At 58.5% G+C, this 23256-nt stretch carries 20 protein-coding genes; 4 read left to right on the top strand and 16 right to left on the bottom strand.

Features of this window, described 5'->3' with window-relative positions:
* Window positions 1-77: 77 nt before the first annotated feature.
* From H535_RS0101955 to thiL, 3 genes are read right to left on the bottom strand one after another with little or no spacing between them, the layout of a single operon-like run.
* Window positions 78-2345: an ATP-dependent DNA helicase RecG gene (locus H535_RS0101955; RefSeq protein WP_026818205.1), complete on the bottom strand. Its 2268-nt coding sequence runs from the start codon at window positions 2343-2345 to the stop codon at window positions 78-80.
* Window positions 2346-2391: 46 nt separating this feature from the next.
* Window positions 2392-3309 (bottom strand): DAK2 domain-containing protein, encoded by a 918-nt coding sequence (locus H535_RS22950; RefSeq protein WP_035768110.1) that lies wholly within the window; start codon window positions 3307-3309, stop codon window positions 2392-2394.
* 22 nt (window positions 3310-3331) lie between these two features.
* Window positions 3332-4312: a thiamine-phosphate kinase gene (gene thiL, locus H535_RS0101945; protein ID WP_245580112.1), complete on the bottom strand. Its 981-nt coding sequence runs from the start codon at window positions 4310-4312 to the stop codon at window positions 3332-3334.
* Between the two features lie 281 nt (window positions 4313-4593).
* Here thiL and H535_RS22945 point away from each other — a divergent pair, with 281 nt between their 5' ends.
* From H535_RS22945 to H535_RS0101925, 4 genes are read left to right on the top strand one after another with little or no spacing between them, the layout of a single operon-like run.
* On the top strand, window positions 4594-5922 hold the full coding sequence (locus tag H535_RS22945; RefSeq protein WP_051298339.1) for a glycosyltransferase family 4 protein: 1329 nt from the start codon (window positions 4594-4596) through the stop codon (window positions 5920-5922).
* 10 nt (window positions 5923-5932) lie between these two features.
* Window positions 5933-6799, top strand: a complete 867-nt coding sequence (locus H535_RS0101935; RefSeq protein WP_035767945.1) for a sulfotransferase family protein — start codon at window positions 5933-5935, stop codon at window positions 6797-6799.
* Window positions 6792-7439: a sugar transferase gene (locus tag H535_RS22940; RefSeq protein WP_051298338.1), complete on the top strand. Its 648-nt coding sequence runs from the start codon at window positions 6792-6794 to the stop codon at window positions 7437-7439. Before H535_RS0101935 ends, H535_RS22940 begins: the two co-directional genes overlap by 8 nt.
* 9 nt (window positions 7440-7448) lie before the next feature.
* A complete protein-coding gene (locus tag H535_RS0101925; protein WP_026818202.1) occupies window positions 7449-8366 on the top strand; it encodes a sulfotransferase domain-containing protein in 918 nt (305 codons plus the stop codon).
* Between the two features lie 58 nt (window positions 8367-8424).
* On the opposite strand, the gene H535_RS0101920 is transcribed toward H535_RS0101925, so the two are convergent.
* From H535_RS0101920 to H535_RS22925, 13 genes are all read right to left on the bottom strand, one after another.
* Window positions 8425-9810 carry a hypothetical protein gene (locus H535_RS0101920; protein WP_155838470.1) on the bottom strand — a complete coding sequence of 462 codons (1386 nt, stop codon included), beginning with the start codon at window positions 9808-9810 and terminating at the stop codon, window positions 8425-8427.
* A 3-nt stretch (window positions 9811-9813) separates the two neighbouring features.
* Window positions 9814-11118, bottom strand: a complete 1305-nt coding sequence (locus H535_RS0101915; RefSeq protein ID WP_026818200.1) for a lipopolysaccharide biosynthesis protein — start codon at window positions 11116-11118, stop codon at window positions 9814-9816.
* Window positions 11111-11965, bottom strand: coding sequence for a sulfotransferase (locus tag H535_RS0101910; protein WP_026818199.1), 855 nt, complete (start codon window positions 11963-11965; stop codon window positions 11111-11113). The genes H535_RS0101915 and H535_RS0101910 overlap by 8 nt, the downstream gene beginning before the upstream one ends.
* Window positions 11962-12645, bottom strand: a complete 684-nt coding sequence (locus tag H535_RS30315; protein ID WP_425387251.1) for a polysaccharide deacetylase family protein — start codon at window positions 12643-12645, stop codon at window positions 11962-11964. Before H535_RS30315 ends, H535_RS0101910 begins: the two co-directional genes overlap by 4 nt.
* A gap of 176 nt (window positions 12646-12821) precedes the next feature.
* Entirely contained in the window at window positions 12822-13643 is an 822-nt protein-coding gene (locus H535_RS0101905; protein ID WP_081416371.1) for a sulfotransferase domain-containing protein, read from the bottom strand.
* A 53-nt stretch (window positions 13644-13696) separates the two neighbouring features.
* Window positions 13697-14575 (bottom strand): glycosyltransferase, encoded by an 879-nt coding sequence (locus H535_RS0101900; RefSeq protein WP_162144844.1) that lies wholly within the window; start codon window positions 14573-14575, stop codon window positions 13697-13699.
* Between the two features lie 56 nt (window positions 14576-14631).
* Window positions 14632-15750 carry a non-hydrolyzing UDP-N-acetylglucosamine 2-epimerase gene (wecB, locus tag H535_RS0101895; protein WP_026818196.1) on the bottom strand — a complete coding sequence of 373 codons (1119 nt, stop codon included), beginning with the start codon at window positions 15748-15750 and terminating at the stop codon, window positions 14632-14634.
* Complete coding sequence (locus tag H535_RS0101890; protein WP_026818195.1) at window positions 15747-16874, bottom strand: polysaccharide biosynthesis C-terminal domain-containing protein; 1128 nt, start codon at window positions 16872-16874, stop codon at window positions 15747-15749. Before H535_RS0101890 ends, wecB begins: the two co-directional genes overlap by 4 nt.
* Entirely contained in the window at window positions 16871-18010 is a 1140-nt protein-coding gene (locus H535_RS0101885) for an aminotransferase class I/II-fold pyridoxal phosphate-dependent enzyme (protein WP_026818194.1), read from the bottom strand. The genes H535_RS0101890 and H535_RS0101885 overlap by 4 nt, the downstream gene beginning before the upstream one ends.
* A 222-nt stretch (window positions 18011-18232) precedes the next feature.
* Entirely contained in the window at window positions 18233-19291 is a 1059-nt protein-coding gene (locus H535_RS0101880; protein WP_281171207.1) for an SDR family NAD(P)-dependent oxidoreductase, read from the bottom strand.
* 43 nt (window positions 19292-19334) lie between these two features.
* Window positions 19335-21113 (bottom strand): polysaccharide biosynthesis protein, encoded by a 1779-nt coding sequence (locus H535_RS22935; protein WP_051298336.1) that lies wholly within the window; start codon window positions 21111-21113, stop codon window positions 19335-19337.
* Between the two features lie 72 nt (window positions 21114-21185).
* Complete coding sequence (locus H535_RS22930; RefSeq protein ID WP_081416368.1) at window positions 21186-21791, bottom strand: arsenate reductase/protein-tyrosine-phosphatase family protein; 606 nt, start codon at window positions 21789-21791, stop codon at window positions 21186-21188.
* A 2-nt stretch (window positions 21792-21793) separates the two neighbouring features.
* The gene (locus H535_RS22925; protein WP_051298332.1) at window positions 21794-23191 is read right to left on the bottom strand and encodes a tyrosine-protein kinase domain-containing protein; all 1398 of its coding nucleotides are present in this window, start codon (window positions 23189-23191) and stop codon (window positions 21794-21796) included.
* Window positions 23192-23256: the final 65 nt, after the last annotated feature.

Below are 23256 nucleotides of genomic sequence, written 5' to 3'. Positions count from 1 at the left end.
AACCCAGCATGGAAGACCGCAGAGACCGGTGTAGTGCCACCGACGTCGGCTGTAAAAGCAGTTGTCCATCCGAGGCGCTATCCCCGCTCCAGGAACGCTTCCTCTTCCGGCTTGAGGTAATACTGGATGGCTCGGTCCAGAGCCTGATGCTGGTAGAGGTCCGGGTCCTCCTCAATAATGGACTGGGCCTCGGCGCGTGCCTTCTCGATGATTTCCTGGTCCTCGGCGTGCACCACGCGGAGTTTCTTTAGCGTGGAACGCCCGCCGGACTGGTTGGCGCCGAGCACATCGCCCTCCCGGCGCAGCTGCAGGTCCAACTGTGCCAGCTCGAATCCGTCGGTGGTTGAAGCGGCTGCTTCCAGCCGGGCGCGGCTGGGATGGTCTGCATCGAGGCTGCTGACCAGCAGGCAGGTTCCGGCATGCTCACCGCGCCCCACACGTCCGCGCAACTGGTGCAGCTGGGAGATGCCGAATCGGTCCGCGTCGACAATAATCATCAGGGTGGCGTTGGGAACGTCGACGCCCACCTCGATCACGGTGGTGGAGATCAGCATGTCCAGCCGTCCGTCGTTGAAGGCCGCCATAGTGTCGGCCTTCTCCTCGGGATCCAGCCGCCCGTGCAGCGTGCCAATCTTCGCCCCTTGCAGTGATGGCTCTTCAGCTGTGTAGCGGGCAAGCTGCGCAACGGAGGCAAGGGGCTTGGATGTATCGTCTTCGGCACCGCCGTTGGCGGCGCTGGCGCCGTCGCCACCGGCACTCCTCTGGCCACCCGCACCCCCGGCTCCTGCTTCGAGTGCGAGCATCTCGTCATCTTCGGGTTGATCGTCGCCGATCTTGGGGCAGACCACGTAGACCTGCCGACCGGCGTCAATCTCTTCGCGCGCCCGCGCCCAGATCCGGTCCCTCCACGCCGGTTTCTCGGCCAGCGGCACCACATGAGTCTGGATCGGTGCGCGTCCGGCGGGCAGTTCGGTCAAGCTGGAAGTGTCCAAGTCGCCGAACACCGTCATCGCGACTGTCCGCGGAATAGGTGTTGCGGTCATTACCAGCAGGTGCGGCGGCCTATGCGCCTTGGTGCGGAGCACGTCGCGTTGCTCCACGCCGAACCGGTGCTGTTCGTCGACGACGATGAGCCCAAGGTCGTAGAAGCTGACGTTTTCGGACAGCAGCGCGTGGGTGCCGATGATGATGCCGGCAGTCCCGTCAGCGGCATCCAGCAGTGCCTTTTTGCGTTCAGCTGTGGAGCGGGAGCCGGTCAGCAGCCGCACCTGGGTGCCTTCGGCATCCCCGCCGAGCATGCCGCCCTCGGCCAGGCTGCCCAGTGCCGCGGTGATGGAATAGTAGTGCTGGGCAGCGAGCACTTCAGTGGGAGCCAGCAGGACTGCCTGCCCACCGGCGTCGATCACCTGCAGCATGGCCCGCAGCGCCACGATGGTTTTGCCGGAGCCCACTTCACCCTGCAGCAGCCGGTTCATCGGGTAGTCCCGGGCCAGCTCCGAGGTCAGGTCCTGGCCGATCTGCTGCTGGCCCGTTGTCAGCGTGAAGGGAAGCTGGGCGTCGAAGCGGTCCAGCAGCCCCTCGGAACGCGGTAACCTTGCCGTGGCCTCCTGGCGGGTTATTTCGGCCCGGCGCTTGGCCAAGGTCGTCTGCAGCACCATGGCTTCCTGGAACCTGATCCGCCGCTCCGCCGGGGCGATTTCCTCCATCGTGGCCGGGCGGTGGATCTGTTCGTAGGTTCGCCGAAGCGACAGCAGCCCCTCCCGCCGCACGAAGTTGTAAGGCAAGGGATCTGGCATTTGCTCAAAGTCCACCGCGTTCAGCAGCACCTTGACCACAGTGGAGATGGCCCAGCTGGAGACCTTGTGGTTGGCCCGGTATACCGGTACGGGACGGGCCGCGAGTGTCTCGCTGTCCGTGCCGTCCTCCTCATCGAGCAGCATGTACACCGGGTTGTTCAGCGTCAGCCGGCCCCGGTAGGAGGTGACCTTGCCGGAGAACATGGCCTGTCGGCCCACCACCAACTCGGTGTGCGCCTTGTAGCCATGGAAGAACGCGATATGCATGACACCGAGGCGGCCGGAACCGTCGGTGATGGTGATCTCGGTGATCTTGCCCTTGCGACTGCGCATCGGACGCATGACGTTGCTGTTCACCCGGGCGATCAACGTCACGTTCTCATCATGCGGAACGTCGGCGATGGGCGTCAGTTCCCCGCGCTTCATGTAGGCGCGGGGGAAGTAGTCAAGCAACTGCCCGGCGGTGTGCAGGCCAAGGTTTTTGCTCAGCGGGTTGGCACTTTTGCGGCCGACCCGGCGCTCCAGCGGGTAGCTGTATTCGGACGGCACCTGTCCCGTGCCGCCTTTGGCCAGCTGATCGCCCACCATATGCTTCCTACGCCGGGGTGCCCGACAATGAGGTGACGCTGACGTTCGACGGTTCGGCCAGGGAACGAATCTGTTCCAGCACCGGCTCGGAGGCTTCGGTGTGTACGTGCAGCCGCCACCGGTAGCCCTCTTCCACCTCGGTCACGGCGCTCATAATCACCGAGTCGCCCATCTCGTCCAGCTTCGCCCGCAATCCGGCAGCATCGAGCGGTGACAGGTTCACGGTGCACATTACTTCCACCCCGTCCCCGTCGGGGAAATCGGCGTAGAGGTGGGGGTCCTGCACGTTGTAACCGGCCAGCCCATCGAGCAGGTCTTCTTGGAGGTCCTCGTGCAGTACTACGGCACGCAGGGTGTCCAGGATCAACAGCAGGCCGACCCCGCCGGCGTCGACCACCTCGGCCTCGGTCAGTGCCTGCAGCTGGGCTTCCGTGTCGACGACGGCCTTGCGTGCTGCTTCAACGACCCCGTTGAGGACATCGCTGAGGGTGGCGTTGCTTTCGTCGGCCGGACCGGCGGTGCCCGCGGCCGCCGCACTGGATTCCAGCACCGACAGCATGGTGCCGGGCACCGGATCGGACAGTGCGGACCAGGAGCGGATCTGAGCTCGGTGCAGCGCCGCGGCGAGCAGCGGTCCGGTCAGCCGCGTGGACCCGTGCAGCGGCTCAGCCATTGCGGACAGCATCACGGCGAAAAGGGTGCCGGAGTTGCCCCGGGCTTCTTCCATGGCCGCCTGGGCTGCGAGCTCGAGAACTTCGCCGACGTCCTCGGTTTCGGCCACGGCGGCGCCGTTGGAGGCCGCTCGTATGGTCAGGTAGAGGTTGGTGCCTGTGTCCCCGTCCGCGACGGGGAAGATATTGATGGCATTGAGGCGGTCGCTGTGGTTGCCCAAGCACTCTTCCGATTTGCTCAGCCACTTCCGCATGCCGGCAGCGTTGGCGGCAGTTTTAGTGTGCAAAATGATCCCATCCCGTGATCGTCAGAGGGTCGCCATTCATAGTGACTCCTGCTTCTCCAGCGTATATCGAGCCTATCCTAGTGAAGCCCTCCGACAGTTCTTTGTCCGCTCTAAACGTAACCAGCAATCCGTGGTCTTCTCCGCCTCCGAGTGCCCAGTCGCGGGCATTGGCGCCCAGCAGTTCCGCGGTTGATTGCAGCGGAGCGGCGAGGCGGTCGACGGCGGCAAGGTCGAGGTCGACGACGACGCCGCTGGCCGTGGCGACCCGGCCGGAATCGCGCACCAGCCCATCGGAGAGGTCGATCATGGAACTTGCTCCGGCCTCAGCCGCCGCCGGCCCTGCCCACAGCGGGGGCAGCGGTCGGCATTGGTTCTTCACCAGCGCCAGCTGATCCTCGTCGAGAGTGTCCATCCCGTGTCCGCTTTCCAACAGGGCGAAACCGGCAGCAGCCCGTCCGGCAGTGCCGGCAAGGGCGACGACGTCGCCCGGCATGGCTCCGGAGCGCAGCACTGGAGCACGGCCGGCGAGGTGGCCGAGCACCGTCACCGTCACCACGATCTCGCTGCCGCGGCTCAGGTCTCCCCCGGCAACGGAACACGCGCCCCCTCCCAGTTCTCTGATTGCAGTGTCCAGCCCACGGGCCATGCCTTCGACCCAGCCAACGGGCGTTTTTCCGGGCATGGTCAGACTGACCACCATGGCGGTGGCTTCGGCCCCCATGGCATTGATGTCGGACAGGTTCTGTGCCCCCGCCTTCCACCCGACGTCGAAGCCGGTGGTTTCATAGCCGTTGGCCCAGCGCAGCCGGAAATCCTGGTCCTGCACCTGGGTATCGATAGTGACAACTGTCCGGCCATCAGGGGCTGCGATCACAGCGGCGTCGTCGCCCGGGCCGAGCAACGCTGACCCCGAGGTGTCGAGGAGGGGAAAAATGCGTTGAAGGAGTTCGGTCTCGGAAATGTCTTCCACAACAGGGTCACTGTCATGAATCGCTGACTTTTCGATGATCTGCTCCCGCCTTCATTCGACTGGCCCAACCGCCGATTCTAGCGTGAACGCGTGCTATGGGCGCCAGCTGCGCCCCAGTCGTCACAAACATTAAGGGCGACGGATGCGCGCCGCGAAATGTTCAAAGGTTGTTCGGGATGACCGTGTAGGCTGAACGGCGGGCTTTTGACCTCAAGTTTCGTCGGCCCTTAAAGCGGACCGCTACGGTATCGCGGAAAGCAATCGGGCCCTTGGTATGGAAGGTGATTGAACTGCCGTTTCGGAGTTTTGCTGCCAAAGTCAGCGGCACATTGAAGGCCCGGTCACCGCAGGAAACACCCAGTCCGGAAACACCCAGGATTCTGGCGATCCACCGCTACTACTGGCCGGACACTCCCCCATACGCGTCGATACTTCGCACCATTGCATCACAGTGGACGGATGCCGGACGGCAAGTGGACGTACTGACATCGCAACCGTCATATAAGCCCGACGCAAACATCGGCAAGCGTGCCCGAAGTGAAGTCGTCGACGATGTCAAAGTTCATCGCCTTCCCTTGCCGTCGGATCGTCGTGGCAAGGTGCAGAAGCTGATCAATACGGGTCTCTTCCCGCTGCTGGTCTTCCTGCGGGTCGCGTTCGGCCGCAAATATGACGTCATCATGTGTTCGACTGCTCCGCCGGTGCTGTTGGGCTTCGCCGTCGCTGCGGCGGCCAGGATGCGGGGATCACAGTTCATTTACCACTGCATGGACCTGCATCCGGAGATCGGCGCACTGTCCGGAGAGTTCGCCAATCCCCTGATTTATCGGGCGCTGCTGCGATTGGATATCTGGACCTGCCGCCAGGCCTCGTCAGTGGTCGTACTTTCAGAAGACATGCTCAACGTTCTCGTGGAACGGGATCACGATATTGCCGACCGCGTGCAGATCATCAACAACTTCGATCTTCCTGATTATGCTGACTCGTCTGAGCTCTCCCTGGAACGTGCCGCCGGCGAAGCGGATGTCGATCGGATTCGCGTTGTATTCGCAGGCAACCTGGGGCGTTTTCAAGGTCTTCAAGACATAGTACGCGCAGCGGGGCGCCTCGACGACCGGCGGTCCGGATCGCTCGAAATCATTTTCATGGGAGATGGAATCGCGAAAGAAGAACTCATGGCATTGGCGGCGGAAGCCGAGGCCAGCCGCCCGTCCCTACGCATACGATTCCTGCCTCATGGCTCGCCCGCCCAGGCGCGAGCGCTGATGAGAACCGCTGATTATGGATTGGTGCCCCTCATTCCGGAAGTAATTCGCTACGCATATCCGAGCAAGGTTGCCACGTACCTCTCGGAGAACCTTCCAGTGATCGCAGTAGTGGAGCCAGACAGTGAACTTGCCCGGATGGTCTCCGGGGAACGGATAGGCTTTGTTGCGGCCCCCGGCGATACGGCCGGTCTGACTCAAGTACTGGACGACACCATCACCGCCAAGGATGAGCTACCGTCCATACGCGGGCAGGTGACCGCGGTCGCCAGTGGCCGGTTCAGCCGAACCGCTATTCTTGAACGTTGGGATGGTCTTTTGTCCCAAAGCCACCAGAGAACCTAGGAATTCATACATGACTCAGGATGTCATCATCATCGGAGCGCCACGTTCGGGGACCAATATGCTCCGGGATGTCCTTACATCGCTGCCGGGTTTCGCCACCTGGCCATGTGACGAGATCAATCTGGTGTGGCGTCACGGTAACAGGCGGGAAGAGTCCGATGATTTCACCGCGAGTATGGCGCGGCCGGAAGTGTGTCACTACCTGCATCGCCAATTCGCCAGGATCGGCGAAAAGTATAAAGCTGACACCGTTGTTGAGAAGACCTGCGCCAACTCTTTGCGGGTGGACTTCGTGGCACAAGCTTTCCCCAAGGCAAAGTATGTATTTATCCACCGAGATGGTGTTGACGCCGCTGCTTCCGCCGTGCGGCGCTGGAACGCCGAGTTCGACCTGAAATACACCCTGGCCAAGGCACGGTATGCGCCGCCTTCCGACCTGGCGTTCTATGCCGCCAAGATGGCACGGAAGCGGCTGGAGGTGCGCAACGATAAAGGGGCCCGGGCTCAGAACCAACAGGTCACTTCGTGGTGGGGACCGAGGCCGCACGACTTTAAGCGGCTGCAGGATGAACACACCCTGGAAGAGTTGGCCATGATCCAGTGGCAGCGCTGCGTGGACTCCTCCTTGCGCGGCCTGCAAAAACTCCCCGATGATCAGGTACTCAATGTTGAGTACGAACAGTTCGTCCAGGCTCCCACCGATGGCTTGGATCACATCCTTGACTTCCTCGACAAGCGCGACGCTTTCAGCTCAGAGGCCGTCAAGGGCGTCAACAGCAGGAGCATTGGGCAGGGGCAAAAGTCTCTCGGCGATAAAACGGCCGGGCACCTGAGGAACTTAGGCGGTAGCACGATGAAAAAGCTTGGATATGCCTGAACGAACGCCAAATGCTCGGAGTGAGTCAACCAAACGTGCATTCGACGTGACCGTCTCCTTCGTTCTCCTCGTTGTCACAGCGCCTGTTATCGCCGGTGCAGTGATCGTCGCAGCAGCGGAGACCAAACATTCCGGCCTGTTCAGCCAAAGCCGCGTGGGCCGTCACGGTGAGCTTTTCCAACTGCTCAAAATCCGTACGATGCGCAACACCCCCCTCATCACGACGACGGTCACGACGGGTGCGGACTCAAGAATCACCCGGTCCGGCGCCGTGATGCGCAAGTTGAAGATCGACGAGCTCCCTCAATTGATTAACGTCCTCCGGGGGGATATGAGTTTAGTCGGCCCCCGGCCGGATGTACCCGGCTTTGCAGATACTCTGGATGACGCGGACCGCCGGATACTGTCGGTCCGGCCTGGAATTACCGGACCGGCAACGATTGCTTTCCGCCACGAGGAACAGTTGCTCAATGTTGCTGACGACCCTGAACGCTACAACCGGGAAGTAATCTGGCCGGAGAAGGTCAGATTGAATTGCGAGTATGTGGACAATCACTCGCTGCTGTCTGATATCCGGTTCCTCAGCGAAACGTTGCGGAGCGTTTTGCACGCCGATTCCCAACCAGCCAACCACAAATAAGGACGCCTGATGCCGGCCATCGTCTATATCGCGGGCGCCGCGCGCAGCGGCTCGACTCTTCTGGGCGAAATTCTCGGTGCCCAACCGAGAGTCCTCGATGGCGGCGAGATGGCGCTCTTCTGGCGCGACGCAGCTCGCGGCAATCGCTGCGCCTGCGGTCAGCGTTTAATCGACTGCGAAGTTTGGGGCGCAGCCCTCGGACAGATTCAGGCTGAACACGGAATCACCCGTGATGAATACTCGACCTTGGCTACCACCCGTGCCCGACTATCGCGAACCACACGTCCACGACGTCTTGCGCAGATGCGCCGTGATCCTGCCAGCTGGACTGCCGACGAGCAGAGGCTGGTGTCTGCAACCTCGGCCCTGGTGAATTCGGCGCTGTCAATCACGGATTCAGAAGTCTTGATTGACACATCCAAGACATTGCCCGCACTCCTCTTTCATGATTTGGATGACAGCAATAATGTAACGACGGTCCAGCTCATTCGTGATCCCCGGGCGGTTGCAGCCTCTACCCTGCGGTCCCGGAATGTTCAACGAGGCAACGAAGAGTCGTTACCTCCAGGCGGTTCATTGTCGGCCGCAATACTCCGTTGGCTGTCAGCCAACTCGACGGCTGCCCTGGGTCGATGGCGTGCGCAGCATGGTCTGAAAATTCGATATGAGGAACTGATGCAGCGGCCAGCTACGGTCACACAGGCGCTCTGCTCAGTCTCCGGGATTGCATTCGACCCCTCCACATTCGTCGGTAATGAGCTGCGTCCCCGCGAGACCAGTCACGCTGCTGTCGGAAACCCTCGACGTGGCGGCAGCGGACCTACGAAGCTGATCGCAGATGAGCGCTGGCGCGACGAGCTGACTACGACCCAGCAGCGGCTTGTCGCGGCACCAACGTGGCTCATGAATCGGCTGCTGTCTGGCTAACTTGCGACGGGAAGTTCGCGGTCAGTTGGTGAGCTATTTCCTGCCGGCCCGGACCACTTTATCGGACGTGCGCGCCCGGGTTCTTCATCTCTCTGCTTCCGCCGGGGTCGCGCCTTGCCGCTTCCAGGAGACGGGCTATCGCGTAGACGCCCAGGATGAGTACCAAACGGGGCGCAACAGCTGAAGCAAAAGTAAACGTCCCGCCCCACGTCAGGTCTACGATACTGGCTGCCAGGGTCACGCCAGCGGTCGTCAATGCCAGGTCTGACAGTCCCTTGGTCGTGCGCGTTTGTGAGTTGACGATGAGTCTATCGACCAAAGACACCATCCAGGTAAACAGCGGGAACAAGAGTAGCAGTCCCAGGATTCCAAAACCGTATACAGCTTCCCCGTGCATCAGGGCAAGCGCTGAATATGAGTCCGAAAGATCAGGGCGAAACATCGCGCCCAATTCCGCGCCCAAACCAACCGGCTTGTCCGGCCAGATCGCCCTTGGAATCAGCACCACCGCGGACGCGTATATCGACTCTCCCCAAGTATGGTCGAGGACACCGGAAATAGACATATCGAGGAGTTGGGAAAATCTGGCCAGGGGGCTCAGCACCGATTCAAGTCCCGTCACCGAACTATCTACATTCGAGACCATAGTCGACTTAAAATCGACCCGTTTCGTGGCCATGTAAGCGATCACTGGAGCAGTCCCGATGATCAGCGCGGACTTTGCCAAGCGGCCAGACCAGCGATGCGTTGCCGCCATTGCCAAAGCCATCCCCAAGGAACCGATCGTCAACCGCCCGAATCCAGTGAAAATTATCTCTAGATAAATCAAGAAACCAGCAGCAATGACTAAATATGAGAATAGAGCATTACGATTGCAGTGCAGGGCCGATACTCCGTATAGAACAAGCCCGGAGTAAACTAATGCATCCACCATTGGGTTTTCTCCCACTGCTGTGAATGATGCCCCCACGCCAGCAGCCAGAAAAACCAGCCCCAGGACCATACCAGGCCGAGCGACACTTGGCGGTATCGTCTTGACGTCGGAGCTGTTCGAAACCCTGCGATACTGCCACACAAGATGATAAGCAAGTACCTGCATAACCAGGACGATCGTAATCGCTCGAGTCAGGTCAAGATGGTAAAACATCGCGGCTGGAGTGAGAGCTAAATAAGCTCCCGGAAAATACACGAAAAGAGCTGAGGCAAAGAACGAAATGCCCGGCGCACTAATGCGCTTCCCTCCATCTGACCAGAACCCCGAGACACTATGCGCCAGCCCGATGAGCGAGATGGCGAGCTGCGTCTGCTTGGATCCCAACACCGTTAATTCGCCGATATAGCACAGCACGAGAGCAATAAGCCAGGCGATGAGAGCGGGAGAGATCCGCCTCGGGCTTACTCGAGAACGCACTTCCGCCGCCGAGGAAGCATGTTTAACGGTCACGGATCAACTCCCAGGCTCTTCTCGGACTTCGGATGCAGCTACCTTGGGCATTTTACGAACTACATCGAAAAGAACAACGCCGACAACGATAATGCCGATACCAAAGCCGCCGGCCATCGCCACAGCTGCGCCTTCAAGACCCCAACGCTCAACGCAGTACCAAGACAAACCTGCAACGCCCGCAGTTGTTGCTATATCCACGAGGACGTATGTTTTGAACCGACGCGCGGCTTCCACTCCCTTACACAGCGCACGTTGAAAGGTCGTCACACCGGCACTGAGCATGAGCGCGATCAGCAGGCTCCTATCGGCATACTGTTCGCCGAGCACCAGTTGCAGGAAGGGCTCTCCCAGTAGGAAGGCACCAAGTATCGCCACTGCCATAACCGCCATCCCGAAGGCAGTAAGCTTGGTCAACAGACGCAGGAACGCTTTCTTCCTGCCTTCGTAATGATGAATAGAGAGCCGGTTTATTGCTGCAGTTGTCAGCGTCGACGTGATCAGCTGGACTGTCTGAGCGAGATACGCCAAGGTCGCGTAGATTCCCAAACTCGCGGGCCCGAGGACGCCTTGTACCGCATATCGCGGGATGTTTATTGCTAACGAACTCAGCCCTTGGTCCAATCCCAGTGGAACGCCCTTGCGCGCCAGCCTGACCATAGATCTCCAGTCCAGGCCACCCTCTCTACGTAGTGCCAGTCCGCCTTGTGCTGCAAGGCGCCGGGCGTTCGGGCGATCCAGGAGGAGTTGCGGTATCAGCCACCCCACCAGCAGGCCACTGGCGCCAAATACAAGATTCCCTCCGTAAGCCACCCCGATCAGGAACAATATGGGACCAGTTGCACTCCGCGCCACCAAATCACGAGCGACCAGATCCAGACGGTCGTGCTGCTGGAAGTACGCATAATACGTTTGGCTGACCGCCTCGACACACTTGGCCAGAGCTATGATGACGAGCGCGAAAAGTTCCTCACCATGAAGCCCCGCAATGGCTCCCGCAGCGACAGTGAGCAATACCGCCAACAGGTTCAGAATGTGACGCAGTGCCAAATATTCCGACAACCGCCAAAAGCGGCTTGCATCGGTAACTTGCAGGACTCGCAGGTTCAACCCGACTGTCAGGAAGACCGGGGCCGAAATAGCCAGCATGAGAGAGAACAGACCGACCTGCGCCGCACCAGCAACATGGGCAAGAATGACCAACAACAGCCACTGAGCAAGGTTATAGGTGACGGTGCCCGCAAAATTCCAGCTGAAGTTTCGCCTCAGGGAGAGGCGGCGAGGCTGGCCGGACTGGAGTTTAACCACGGTGGTTCTCCAAGACGGTGTTCAGATCCCACCATAGTTCGCCACCAGTCCATTCGGACAGGGCCACTACTTCCGGTTGCAAACGACGGACGAGCTCTGCCACTGTATCTTCACTGGGAGGATTAGGTCTTTTTGGCGGTTTGGGCAAGACCAGGCGCATGAGCCGGCGGCGGACGGCCTCCGGGAATAGCGGTCTGATCAGTCTCCGATACGGCGTGCTACGTGAAACCTTCCCCCTAAGACCGGTCGCAAGGAACTTATTATCGGCTGTGTTGAATGCCTCAGAGGCTGTTGGCAGTTTCCATTGGTCAAGACCCAATTTGCGGAACACGCCGTCGGCTCCCGCCTGGCGATCCGCCATATAATCTTCGAAACGAATGATGTGAACATTCGACCTGCCAAACGCGTCGATCCACGGCGCGACTTGGGTTGCGTAGCGGGAGTTGTCGACCAGTTCGGGGCGCTGTTCCACCTCCACGTCGATATCAGGCCCCATAGCCCCGGCCGAGAATTCATGGTGATGATGACTGATCACACGCGATATCGGCTCGCGCACTATGTACAAAATCTGTGCTGCCCCCAACAGCCGTCCCGCGGTCCGCGCCACGTCGTACATTGGCAGCATCGAGTATAAGGTGGAGACTTCACCGCTCAAGCGGCTTCCGCCCTGCTCGAACATGGAGCAATACTTCTCAACTGAGGACGCATCATCTAATTTGAGATCCACTAAACCGGAGGTCTCTTTGTCAGGGATGAAAACGCGGGGATGAGATCGCAGATCTTCGTAGAGCGTTGTCGTGCCACACTTCTGAGCACCAATTACGAGGAAATCCGGCAGTGAAGTCATGGCCTGACACTCCAACCGTGGGGCCATGCATTCGATTGTCCCGACGCCGTCTCGCTGGCCCTTCCAATAAAGTATTTGTCGTGCCGTAAAGGCCACGATGTCATAATGTGGTCACGTCTGACGCACAGCAACTGTGGATCACTATGGAGCGGTTGAACATGTGCCCCTCGCTCCGCTGAAGCACAACTGTCGTGCCCCGTTTCGAATACTGTGCGTGCCGCGATATCCGTCATGTGCTTGAACTGACCCCGCGGCCAGGCAAAGTGCCGGCATTCACCAAGGACTCCACGGATTCGATCAGCGCCCCGTGATATTTCGTCTGACGCTTGTTCCTCGGAAATGGACGACAAAGTCCTGTGGTTCAAGGTATGGTTTCCGATTTCATGGCCTCTGGATTTCATGTCCTCGAGATCGCTCCATGTCATGGGTTCCTCGCAGGTCCCTGGGGAAAAGCCAAACTCTCTCATCGCATCAGCGGTCGGTAGTTTGCTATCGATAAAACCCGGTGGCACAAAAAAGCAACCTGTTGCGCCATATTCCTCAAGGATTCTCGATGCAGCGATGTTACTCGCAAAACCATCATCGAAGCTGAACGCCACATAGGGCTTATCAATTGGCCCATTGAGGACTCTATCTATCGCATCGCTGTACGAGAGAAATGTATGGCTGTCCGATAACATCTCGACAAACGCCCGAAAAGCGTTTTCTTCGTCCTCTGGCACGTCGTGCAGGTATGGAAAGTAGACCCGGGGGCGTTCGAACGCTTCCCTGTCTCTTCCACTGACAGAGCGCCATGTGGATAAGGCATCGAGAGCCATGCTTCGAGCGCCTGCACGTACCTGGGTTTTGAGAGTCCTCACAGATTCAGATACCAATCTCTATCCGACGCATACCCAAACTCCACCAACTCTGCGCCGGCAAAGGAGTCAAAAACTTCTCCGGCTTCGCGGCTGAAGTAGTTACTCCAGTCGCCGGCGACTCCCTTGCGCATGAAACTGGATCGGTCCTCTTGCCCGGGTTTGCGCTGAGCCGCCGTGGCAAACGACCACCGTTCGGCAGCCAGGCGGGCGATATTATCGTCCGCAGATCCAGTCAGCTCGTTAGTCAGCCTCATGACGGCCGGCACTGGGTCAGCGAGCAGTTCCTCGTACGACACGTGTGCAACCCCGGGTCTCTGCCACCAATCCGAGACGTGTTGATGCCAGGCAAGCCCTTCGGACCCACGGGGAGAACGCATCTGGGTCTCGATGAATTTCGGCAGGTTCTCACGTACAGCTGTCGCATCGAAGCCCGGCCCATACATGTGTTCAAACATTTCGCGCAGATTCCGCGCGCGGCTTGGCTTACCTGGATGGTCCAAAGCGCGAACATAATAGAAATAGAGTGACAGCATGACATCGCGACCGTCGCGCCTAATGTACGCGGTGGCCGGATACTTCGCGTCATAGCGCCAGTGGGTATGTATCACCGAGGCCATCGCAATCGGAGACCGGTACTCACGCGGGTACGGAACGCCCAACGCAGTGCCGAGAAGCTGGCAGAGCCACACGGTGCCGGATTTGGGAAATCCACACCCCATGTACATACCCAAATCAGTTCCGCGACGCCGCATAATTTCTCTGGTGGAGCGCGCCGCCACGCGTCGCATCTGTTCGCTGATCTTTGCGCTTGCGTTCATGAATACCTCTAACTGAAATTCAGTGCCATAATGCGGATGCTGATGTTCCGGCCCTACCCCTCGGGAGGACCAGCCATCGTTGGCAAGTCAAGGGATTCGCCTAGTCTGTTCCATTCCCGCCAAAGTCCGTTGACATCGAGATCCGGCAGAGCCTGCTCCTGAAGCCGTTCAAGACCAACTTCATCACGGCCCCATACCGGCTCACGGCCCAACCGGCGGGCAAGCTCCCGATGCGCCGGAATATCACTCGCAATGACAATCGAAGCAGTCGCCAATGCTTCCGCCATCGAAAGGCTCAAGCTCTCGAGATGGCTTGGTATCACCACAGCCGCTGCCGAGGCACATGCAATGGACATCTCGTCCCGCGACAACCTCATTCGCGAGCAGGGAATACCGGCGGCGTTTGCGGCCGATTCAACTTCCTGCCAGCTACCGGAGCCATCGTCGGAGCCCGCAAAAACGACCTTGGCGATTGACGTCCCATTACGTTGAAGCGCTTGCACTATCCGGATGGCCTCGACCGGATTTTTGTGCCAGGTTACGGTCCCGGGAACGAGGACGGTATCAGACCAGTCGGCTTCTGCCTGCGGAGCTGACCGCGAGAGGAAGTCAACCGGGACTGTCACAGGCGACGTGACGACATTACTGGAGTACTTGGCACAAAGGGCGGACATCGACTCAGTAAGACAAACAACTTTTTTTGCCCGGCGGAGATTGATCCCTGCAATCACACGCCGAACGATATATCGAAGGCGGCGGGACATCGGGTAGTTACCCAGCAGGGTCCAGAATGTGGAAATGTCAACCACGTTCCACGCGTTCTGAGCCAGCACGATCCGGTATGGTGAGCGGTGTGGTCGCGCCGTTTCAACGAGCGCCACATCGTTATTGGCACTGGCATCGAAGCCAACGGCCGCCAAGCCAGCTTCCACGACATGCCCCCCGAGCGAACGCCGTTGCACCGTCGATTCACGATCAGTCCCATCGGTCATTTGCGAAGGCCCGCCCATTGCGCATGCCTGCGCCAAGTCGACACAATAAAGCGGACGACGCGGTTACTCGTGTCGTTGATCTCATATCCCGCCGGCATCGACAAGCCTCGGGAACCAACCTGCAATGCGAGATCGACGGCTTCAACAACATTGCCCGCCTCAAGGCCCGTCATGGTGATCGAGCCACTGTCCAGTGCTTCAGGCCGTTCTATGGAATCCCGCAAAGTGATCGCAGGAAAGCCGAGTATGGAGGACTCTTCAGAGATAGTTCCGCTGTCAGAGAGCGTGCATGCCGATTCAAGTTGCAGCTTGTTGTAATCGTGAAACCCGAAGGGTTCCAGCCACCGGATATCTGCCTCGCCAAGATCAGCGTCCAAGGCAGCAAGGCGCCGCCGTGTCCTGGGATGTGTCGAAACAATGACAGGAAAGTTCCACTGCTCGTACACAGCCTTCAGGCAGTCAACAAGCTGCCCCAATCGTTCAGGTGAGTCAACGTTCTCCTCGCGGTGGGCTGAAACGAGGAAATACTTCTGAGGTTCAAGAGCCAGCTTGCCCACCACATCCGAGGCGTCAATTTCGTTCCGGTATCGTTCCAGGACTTCCCGCATCGGAGAACCTGTCAGCAGAATCCTGCGTGGGTGGAGCCCTTCCGACAGCAGATTGCGCCGTGCATGTTCTGTATAGACCAAGTTGAAATCTGCGACGTGATCGACGAGGCGGCGGTTCGTTTCTTCTGGAACGTTCTCGTCGAAACACCGGTTTCCAGCTTCCATGTGGTAGACGGGAATACGCATCCGTTTGGCCATCACAGCTGCAATGCAGGAGTTGGTATCTCCAAGAACCAGCACGGCATCGGGTTTCTCCGAGAGAAGTACTTGTTCTGATTTGATCAGGATCTCGCCAAGGACCTGCCCCAGCGACGAGGTGTTCACGTCCAGGTAATGATCGGGGGCCCGAAGTCCAAGGTCATCGAAAAACACCTGGTTCAGTTGGCGGTCGTAGTTCTGGCCCGTATGAACCAGCACATGGTCCACCGTATCGTCGAGACGGTCTATCACCCGGGAGAGCCGGATGATCTCAGGCCTCGTACCCACGATCGTCATTACTTTAGTCACAGACCTCGGTTCCCTTCGGACTCGACGTGCTCCCGGTAGGTGTCGGGGGCAGCCGGGTCTAATAGCTGATCCGTCCAAAACATGGTGAGCAATTCATCTTCGCCCACATTGCTGATCTTGTGGGTCCACATCGTGGGCATGTCCACGAAGCCGTGTTCATCGCCAGTGATCCGAAAACGGAGAATCTCATCGTCCAGGACACGACGCAGAGCTATCTCCGCCGTGCCCTTCAGCACGAAGAACCGTTCGATCTTGTTTAGATGATAATGCTCGCCTCGAACTGCCCCTGGGACAGTTGAGGACACGAACGTTTGTCCTGTCCCACCGTGCATCCGGACCGTCTCGAACAGCTCTCCGCGTTCATCTGCGTTCACGTTGGGTCGGAACGGAAAATGCTGAGGAAACAGATATGACCGGAAAGTGTTGAATAGATCGATCGTAAAAGGGTCGGTCAAGGCTGGTATCTGACCCTGCCCGTATGCATCATCAAAGTCGATAAGGCGGATCAGGATTTCGCTGACTTGAAAAGAATCGCCCTCGGGGGTCCGCTGGTGATTCTCACGACGAAGGGACGATTCGATCAAAAGGTCAGCGGCCCGCTGTGCATGCAGTAGACGCACCTCTTTGTCCCCGGTCACTTCAGGTTTGCGTCCATGTGCAATCTCATGACAGAAGGTGGCGACGAAGGAGTTGTAGTACGGTTGGCCGTGCTCGCCGAAGAGATTCGGCAGCAGCACATTTGCTACAGAGCCGCCGGTAGTCATCAGTGCTGATTTCAGCGCCTCTCCCGCCCGTGCCTTGCCCCGGCCGTAAGGGTTATCAAGTTCGGACTGGATGGAGTTGCCATAAACAACGTGATGTCGTCCGCCGGCTTCTGTCAGCGCCTCCGCGAGGACTTCTGCAATCTGCATGTTCCCGGACTCGACCTCGTCGTCAGTTCCGGCTCTGTTGACCCCGGCCAAATGGATGACCGTATCCACTTGGCTCAGTGCAGTCGAAAGCCCGGATGGGTCGGCGAAGTCTTCGCGCCGTAGCAATACCGGCTCGATGTCGTAAAGTGCACGCAGCCTGACCGCAGTGTGCCAGCCCAGGAAGCCATGCCCGCCTGTGACCGCAACCTTCATGCTCCAGCCGCCATAAACTCGCGAATCGTCTCAGTGACTCCGTTGATGACTGCATCATCATGTGCCGATCCGCTGGGTAGTGTCAGGCCGCTTTCGAAGAGACCCTGGGCTGCTCCTGTCACATAGCGGAGGGAGTCTGCAAAAGTCGGCTGCAGGTGCATCGGCTTCCACAACGGACGACATTCGATATTGCGGCCGTTGAGGAATTCGCCGAGTTCACTCGCCGAGAAGCCGGCCACCTCACGGTCAACCACGACCGACGACAACCAGCAGTTGGCCGTCTGTTCCTGCTCAGCGCCGAAAAGACGTATCCCGGGCAGCGGGTCGAACAGAGAGTGATAGATCTCGCGGATTTCGCGGCGCCTGGCGATCATCGAGTCCAAGCGGCTCAGCTGCCCCCGGCCCAACGCCGCGAGGATATTGCTCATGCGATAGTTGTAGCCTATGTGTTTGTGTTCGTAGTGCAACACTGGCTCCCGTGCCTGAGTGCTCAGGAACCGTGCGTGATCGGCCAGCTCCTTGTCGTTACTGACAAGCATGCCGCCGCCGCTGGTGGTCATTATCTTATTGCCGTTGAATGACAGTGCTGCGACCCTGCCAAAGCTTCCCGCAGCTTGGCCCGTTTCATCTGTAGCTCCCAGAGCTTCGGCTGCGTCCTCGATCAAGGGCACGCCTGCGTCAGCGCACACCTTGGCGATAGCTGTGTTATTTGCGCATACGCCGAATATGTCGACACTCATTACGGCTGCTACATGGTGTCCCTCAGCCTGCACGTAGGAAATGGCATCCCGAAGCACCTGAGGATCCATATTTCCATCGTCAGGGCTGACATCAACGAAACAGGGCCGGGCGCCGGTATACGTCACTGCATTCGCGCTGGCCACAAAGGTCATCGTGGGTACGATCACCACGTCGCCGGGCCCAACTCCAAGGCCAAGCATGCCGAGATGCAACGCAGCGGTACCGGAGCTCAGCGCAACTGCGTGTCCAACTCCTACCCGGTCAGCAATTTCATTCTCGAATGCCGTGACGTCAGGTCCGGTGGGAGCCACCCAACCCGATCTCATTGCCTGGAGAACGTACTCCTCCTCAACCTGTCCGACGTCGGGCGGCGACATCAGCACGCGGTCGGCCATCGTGAACCTCCTTCTAGTTCAGCATGTCGCTGATCCCATTTGCCGGAAAGTGGGCTTGAGCGTGAGGACGGTGTGTCGCTTACAGCATGCACGGCCTCAGCTGTCGAGCTCATCGTCGAAGCCTGAAATTCCGCAGCAGCAATCCAGTTCGGTTTGCAGAGGAACGGCGGATTATCGCCGTTCCAGATTAGCAGAGCGCCTCGCTTTGTAGAGACTGTTTCACTATCCAGCAACGCTTATTCGCGGCTCGATACCGGCGATCTGCAGTTCGGACTGAATTTCGGGCAGAGTTAGAAGCAGGGCTTCAATCTCTGGTATATCCATACGTGAAACTGAATGGGAATCATAGTCGTCGTACATCACTTGATTGGGGTCTCCCTCGGAGAAGAAGACGTTGTAGTTCAGGTCACGAGTGTCCGCTTCGATACGGAAATAGTCGTCCATGTCCCGCGCCCGGGCAAGTTCTTCGCGGCTTGCCAACGACTCTGAAACCTTTTCAGCGTGGCGGGTGCCAATCACGTCAATTTCGGGCGATATTTGGAATAGGTTACCGACGGCCTTCGCCAGGTCGCCAATTGTGCAAGCAGGAGCCTTGCGGATAAACAGGTCTCCCTGGTTCGCGTTGCTGAACGCAAACTCGACCAGCTCCACAGAATCGGACAACGACATCATAAACCTGGTCATATCCGGGTCGGTAATAGTCAATCGCTTTCCGGACTTTATTTGATCGACAAACAGCGGAATCACCGATCCGCGGGAGTACATCACGTTCCCGTACCGGACGCAGGATACGATTGTCTCCGCTTCACGATTGTTCAAACCATGCGATTGAGCCACCTTCTCCATCATCGCCTTGCTCATGCCCATGGCGTTGACTGGGTACACGGCTTTATCGGTACTCAAGCAAACAACGGATGCAACCCCATGCGCCTCAGCGGCCCTGATCACGTTTTCGCTGCCATGGATATTGGTACGAATAGCCTCCATCGGAAAGAATTCGCAGGAGGGAACCTGCTTCAACGCCGCCGCGTGGAATACGTGATCCACGGACTTCACGGCCCGATCAACACTCTGGTATTCCCGGACGTCCCCCACGTAGAAGCGCAGTCTCGGGTCCGCAAGCTGACGGCGCATCGCATCCTGCTTAGCCTCATCCCTGCTCAGGATCCGTACTTCTTCCACATCACGGTCGAGGAGCTTCTTTGCCACGGTATGGCCAAAGGACCCTGTTCCTCCGGTGATCAGAATTTTCTTGCCTGCATAAGACGTGTTCATATTCATGACCTTCAATCTCTTGTGACAAATGGCCGACAGGTTGGAGCCATTATGATTGGCTTGGTTGCTGGAGGACCGATGGAGCGCCTTCATCCACGGCATATGCCGGAAGTTCGCCAGGTTCCAAACCTGGAACGGAAGCGTGTGAAATTTTGGGGTGCAGTGGACGTTCGTCGTGCTCGGACTGCCCAATGAGCACCTCGTGGAGCTTTTCCCCTGGCCGGAGCCCGGTGAACTCGATCGGAATGTCGCGGCCAGTCATGTTAATCATCCGCTTAGCCACGTCCAGAATCTTTATGGGCTCTCCCATATCCAAAATGAGTACTTCACCGTCCCGGCCAATACCTCCCGCCTGAACAACCAGTTGACAGGCCTCCGGGATCGTCATGAAATAGCGCGTTACGTCAGGGTGGGTGACGGTAACCGGCCCTCCTCTTTCAATTTGCCCGGCGAATAGTGGCAGCATAGAGCCGCGGCTGCCGATGACGTTCCCGAAGCGAACGGATAGAAAAGTCCCGTTTGTCCTTTCTGCGGCCCATGCTGTCAAACGCTCACCGAGCCGTTTGGTGCGACCCAATATGCTCGTCGCGTCCGCTGCCTTGTCAGTGGAAACGTTGACGAAAGTGTCCACCTGTATGTCCAACGCGGCTTCGATGACATTCAAAGTTCCCAGAACGTTCGTCTTCCAACCTTCTTCGGGATACTGCTCGAGCAATGGCAAGTGCTTCAATGCGGCCGCATGGAAAACCACTTGCGGCCGACGCTCGCAGAAAATGCCACCGACGACATCGCGATCACGGATATCTGCGAGCACAACGTCCCTGCTGTTCAATAAACCATGGCCCAGGATCGAAAGCTGCGTAGTTTGCAGCCCGGACTCATCCCTATCGAGCATAATCAGCTCTTCGGGGGAGAACTTTGCGATCTGGCGGCATAGCTCTGCACCAATCGAACCACCGGCTCCGGTAACCAGAACCCTCTTGCCCGCGAGATAGTCGGCGATCGAGGCGATGTCCGTGTCGACCGGGTGGCGGCCAATGATGTCTTCGATCCTGACATCGCGCACGTCGGTAAGCTGTCCGCCACCTTCAAGTATCTCTTCCAGGGGCGGCAGCACCAGCAATCGCAGTCCCGCACAATCCGCCCGGTCGGAAATTTCCCGGACGGTATCGGCTTCGGCCCGGGCAATACACATTATGAGTGCGCTGGCTCCGGTACGTTCGGCTATCTCCTCCAAGTCGGTCCCCTGACCGAGAACCGGCACTCCGGTCAATCGCAACTGCTGCCTGCGAAGGTCATCATCGATCAATCCAACCGGCACATACGGTGAGATCGGGTCCTTAAGCATGTTGCGGACGACATTTTCGCCCAGATGTCCGGCACCGTAGACCAAGGCACGCTGTGCATTATCGCCTGGCCGATGCTTGCGTTCGACAGCAATCCTGCGCCAGTAGCGTACGGCTCCCATCATGGCGAACGCTGCAGGGAGGGCTATGAGAATAGTGCTCCGTGGAACACCTGAGGCGGAGATGAGCAGGAGGCCGAGTACAAAAAGCACTCCCCCGACACCGACAACGACGCAGACAAGGGGCCGCGCTTCATCGAACGATCCGTACCTGTACCGTCCCCTGTACAGTGCAACGAATGAACCGCCGACACCCTGTAATACAGCCGCCATAGCGCAGTAGACAAACACCCACGACCAATTGGCCATTGCAGCGTTGAAGTCGAAACGCAGGAGCACGCCAAAGCATATTGCCAAGCCCCAGATAAGGGCGTCGATGACGAACTGACCAAATTGGCGGGGAACGGCACTCGGTTGTCCCATTTTCATCGTCCTTCACATTTAGCGTCCCGTTGGCCCCCAGTGACGTCTCGTTAGTCCCCCAATGAAATTTGTTCAGGCTTGCGCCTCTACTGAGCGGGTTTGAAACCCAGATAAGGCGGCAAGGGCCGGTTCGATCTGATGCAACATTTGATGATGTACGCTCATGTCTCTGCGGTACGGGTCCACGACGTCGTCGTCGGCAGCCGTCCCAATGACCTGGTGCCTCACGGATGTGACAGCGGGGATCAACTGCTTCCACCTGTCGTAAGCAGTTGCCGACCATTCGATGGCGGATCCTGATTCCTCGGTAATGAGTTGCACCATACGACCAAATTCCCTCAGCGTGAAGGTGCGGCGAAGATGTTTTGGAGAAATTTCCAAGACCTTCGCCCGGTGTTCCCTCGTTAGCGCCAGTACCAGGTCTTGCTCAGCAAGCACCTGTCCCGTCAGTTGCCTTGATTCGAACCCCGTATCGCTTCCACCTGCGTCTCGAACCAATTGCGCGATTTCCGCCGTCATGCTTTGGCCCACGAGCGCGTGCGTGCCGGCACTGCGCACGTCAAAACTACCGGGCGAACTTTGGTCGAGCATTGCTTGTAGGACTCGTTCCACCATGGCGGAACGGCAGACGTTCCCTGTGCATACCGTGAGAATACGAAAAGGACTCGGTGATTCCATGTCTAGAGGTGCCTCATGCCCGATAGCTCGCGTTTTCCCTTGCCTCGACGTGGTTTGGATGGTGCATCCGGCTTGTAGTCGTAGTAGCTGTAGTTGCCACGCGTGATGGGAAGCCGGTTAAGAACCAGCCCCAGCAGTCGAGCGTTCACAGCATCAATATTCTCAATTGATCGTGCAAGTTCGTCCCGATTAACCATGCCATCTGCGCTCACCACAAGAATAATTCCACTGGCGATGGATCCCAACACCGCGGGATCCGTCACTGGCAGGAGCGGCGGAGCGTCAATGATGACAACTTCATACTGCTCTTCCATTTGCTGAACGAGCTTCTCCATCACGGGCGATCCGAGAAGCTCGCTTGGGTTCGGAGCAAGCTGGCCGGCCGTCATGACGTTTAGTGCGCCACCCGGCCCCCAGCTTTGAACAGCGTCTTCAAAAGAGACCTGGTGTGACAGGACCGTCGACAGCCCGACGACATTTTCCAGCCCCAAATACTTCGCCACCCGGGGTCTGCGGAGGTCTGCATCGACCAGCAGCACTCTTGTTCCGCTTTCGGCTAGCATGATGGAAAGGTTAATGGCCGAGATGCTCTTACCTTCGCCCGGGACAGACGACGTAAAGACAACGCTCTGCGAACCGCCTTCAATGTTGGTGAAATGCAGATGGGTACGCAATTGACGGAAGCTTTCAGCCCGCGGACTGTATGGTTCCTGCTGTGTCACTAGCGGATGACGGTCCATATCGGACTCCGCAGCGAATGTCCCCAGCACGCCGGCATCGGTGACCCGCTTGATGTCCTCCTCTGACCGCAGCCGAGTATCGAGTATTTCCCGCAAAACCGCGACGCCCATGCCAATCAACAGCCCGAGAACGCCCCCCAACGCCAAATTAATGGTCGTGCGCGGCGTTACCGGTTCCGTCGGTACCGCGGCCTTCTCGAAGACGCTCAGCTGCACCAGGCCCACGTCCTCGACTCGTTCAACTGCCTGAACCAATTTCTGCGCAGTTGTCACCGATATATCGGCAGCAAGTTCGGGGTCTGGATCTGTGGCTGTGACGTTGATGAGCACGGTTTCCGACGGGGAACTGGCCGTCACGGACCCTGCCAGTTGATCTACGGATTTCTCCAAATCCAGTTCGTTCTTTACGGCCTCCAGAACAGACGGACTCGTCGCCAGCGTCACGTACGAGGAAATCCGGGAGTCCGCGAACGTGGAGCCCTGGACAGCATCTGTGGGCGACTCGGACCCGCCAACGGAGACGAAGAGCTGAGTTCTGGCCTCATATTGAGGAGTCTGCAGGAAGGTGTATACGGCTGCTATAGCCAACCCGGCAATCGCAAAGATAACGATGGAAAGCCACCGCTGGCGGAATACCTTCAGGTAGTCCTGCAACTCCATGTGATGTCACCAATTTCCTTGTAATAAACGCGTGTATGCGGGCGGGTGGCTGCTTGGCGGCCTTA

It is taken from the genome of Arthrobacter castelli DSM 16402, assembly GCF_000430705.1.
Classification (GTDB): domain Bacteria; phylum Actinomycetota; class Actinomycetes; order Actinomycetales; family Micrococcaceae; genus Arthrobacter_C; species Arthrobacter_C castelli.
Note: the sequence above shows the minus strand (reverse complement) of the source record. Positions and strands in the feature narration are given on the sequence as shown.

Bases quoted from the DNA above. Each gene is read 5' to 3' on its own strand.
- H535_RS0101925 (WP_026818202.1), top strand. From the start codon at position 7,449: ATGCCGGCCATCGTCTATATCGCGGGCGCCGCGCGCAGCGGCTCGACT.
- H535_RS22940 (WP_051298338.1), top strand. From the start codon at position 6,792: ATGCCTGAACGAACGCCAAATGCTCGGAGTGAGTCAACCAAACGTGCA.
- H535_RS0101890 (WP_026818195.1), bottom strand. From the start codon at position 16,874: ATGAAGGTTGCGGTCACAGGCGGGCATGGCTTCCTGGGCTGGCACACT.
- H535_RS22930 (WP_081416368.1), bottom strand. From the start codon at position 21,791: ATGGAATCACCGAGTCCTTTTCGTATTCTCACGGTATGCACAGGGAAC.
- H535_RS0101885 (WP_026818194.1), bottom strand. From the start codon at position 18,010: ATGGCCGACCGCGTGCTGATGTCGCCGCCCGACGTCGGACAGGTTGAG.
- H535_RS0101880 (WP_281171207.1), bottom strand. From the start codon at position 19,291: ATGAATATGAACACGTCTTATGCAGGCAAGAAAATTCTGATCACCGGA.
- H535_RS0101910 (WP_026818199.1), bottom strand. From the start codon at position 11,965: ATGACTTCACTGCCGGATTTCCTCGTAATTGGTGCTCAGAAGTGTGGC.
- H535_RS30315 (WP_425387251.1), bottom strand. From the start codon at position 12,645: ATGTTATCGGACAGCCATACATTTCTCTCGTACAGCGATGCGATAGAT.
- H535_RS22935 (WP_051298336.1), bottom strand. From the start codon at position 21,113: ATGGGACAACCGAGTGCCGTTCCCCGCCAATTTGGTCAGTTCGTCATC.
- H535_RS0101905 (WP_081416371.1), bottom strand. From the start codon at position 13,643: ATGAACGCAAGCGCAAAGATCAGCGAACAGATGCGACGCGTGGCGGCG.
- H535_RS22925 (WP_051298332.1), bottom strand. From the start codon at position 23,191: ATGGAGTTGCAGGACTACCTGAAGGTATTCCGCCAGCGGTGGCTTTCC.
- H535_RS22950 (WP_035768110.1), bottom strand. From the start codon at position 3,309: ATGCGGAAGTGGCTGAGCAAATCGGAAGAGTGCTTGGGCAACCACAGC.
- H535_RS0101935 (WP_035767945.1), top strand. From the start codon at position 5,933: ATGACTCAGGATGTCATCATCATCGGAGCGCCACGTTCGGGGACCAAT.